Origin of the sequence: Pseudomonas sp. CM25 (assembly GCF_013179705.1) — a bacterium.
Taxonomy (GTDB): Bacteria; Pseudomonadota; Gammaproteobacteria; order Pseudomonadales; family Pseudomonadaceae; genus Aquipseudomonas.
In genome coordinates, this window is sequence record NZ_JABMCW010000604.1 from 1 (window position 1) to 1,754 (window position 1,754).

Consider the following 1,754-nt stretch of genomic DNA (forward strand, 5'->3'; position numbering starts at 1 on the left):
GGCTTGGAGAAACCGCCAGTCATCTCGCAATCGTTAACTGATGAGGTCTCGGCTGCGATGGGAGGGTCACTCACCTACATGCGCGGGAGCAGAGCGCTGGAGTCGGAAATCTCGAACCTTCTAGCGCGTACCTCGGATGACCCATTCATCCGTGGACTTCGCCCTTTGCAAGAGAGCGTCATGTTCTATCGTAATTTGAAGCTTGACCCAGCGGTCATTCAGGTTTTTGAGCAGGACGGGGCTGTGGAGCTACCGGATCGTCCGGTCAAACCAAGAAAGGCATTGATCGTCGCGCTTAGCGCAGTTTTGGGGTTGGGCGCGGGTGTCATGCTTGCAATCGGCAGAGAGCTCTGGAGTCGGCGTCGCCCAAGTTGAGTCGGACCATCTCTCACTAATACATGCATCTCTTTGATTCATATACAAAAGAATGTTAGGTGGCGCCCGGTGAACGGTTGAGGGGTGCAAGAAACCTGTTTTGATGACGCCAGGGTTCGCAACGGTGTAATGTGGATGCCCTGCAGTGTGGCGGGTAGAATCCGCTGGCGGGTTGTCGTTGCCAACCTATGGCGGGTCTCAGCCTTGAGTCGCGGGAACTGCTTCAGCTGGGTTCATCCCGTCGTAGGATGAAATGGATATCTTAAACACCCCGCCTCCTGTCATCTGTGCAGGCGGGTAATATAGAAGGGTGGTTCGCGCGAATGATGGATATCAGAAAGCAGGCAGTTGAGAAGTTTCAGGGTAAAACAGCCCTGATCGGTATTGTGGGGCTCGGATATGTTGGGCTGCCGCTGATGCTGCGTTATAACGCAATCGGCTTCAATGTTTTAGGTATAGACATTGATAAAGTAAAAGTCGAGCGCCTGAATGCTGGGCAAAGCTACATTGAGCATATTTCCAGTGAGCGAATTTCTGCTGCTCGGCAGCAGGGGTTCGAGGCTACCACGGACTTTAGTCGTGTCAGCCAGTGCGACGCATTGATTCTGTGTGTGCCAACGCCGCTGAACAAATACCGCGAACCTGACATGAGCTTTGTCATTAACACCACAGATGCCATAAAGCCTTATTTACGGGCAGGGCAGGTGGTTTCACTGGAAAGTACTACCTATCCGGGAACCACGGAAGAGGAACTTCTGCCGCGCGTTCAGGAAAATGGCTTGAAAGTAGGCGAAGATATTTTCCTAGTCTATTCGCCGGAGCGTGAAGATCCTGGCAATGCCAACTTTGAAACACGCACAATTCCCAAGGTCATCGGCGGGCACACACCAGCCTGCCTGGATGTGGGGATCGCTTTGTATGATCAGGCCATTGAAAAAGTCGTACCGGTAAGCTCCACCAAGGCTGCTGAAATGACAAAGCTTTTGGAAAACATTCATCGGGCAGTAAATATCGGCCTAGTGAATGAAATGAAGATCGTCGCTGATCGCATGGGCATCGACATCTTCGAAGTGGTCGATGCCGCAGCCACCAAGCCATTTGGTTTCACTGCCTACTATCCCGGCCCTGGGCTTGGCGGCCATTGCATTCCGATCGATCCCTTCTATCTGACCTGGAAAGCGCGTGAATACGGTGTAAATACCCGCTTCATCGAGCTGTCGGGTGAGGTCAACCAGGCAATGCCGGAATACGTCCTCGGCAAACTGATGGATGGGCTGAACGAGGCTGGCAGGGCGCTGAAAGGTAGCCGAATTCTCGTCCTGGGCATTGCCTACAAGAAAAATGTCGATGACATGCGCGAGTCGCCCTCGGTAGAAATC

General features: G+C 52.9%; 2 protein-coding genes. Both read left to right on the forward strand.

The annotated features are described in order from the left end of the window. The coding region (locus HP546_RS29895; RefSeq protein ID WP_306126018.1) for a GNVR domain-containing protein at positions 1-375 on the forward strand (375 nt) is incomplete at its 5' end. Positions 376-701: 326 nt separating this feature from the next. Then, on the forward strand, positions 702-1,754 hold a 1,053-nt coding region (wbpA, locus tag HP546_RS29900), incomplete at its 3' end, for a UDP-N-acetyl-D-glucosamine 6-dehydrogenase (RefSeq protein WP_372242484.1).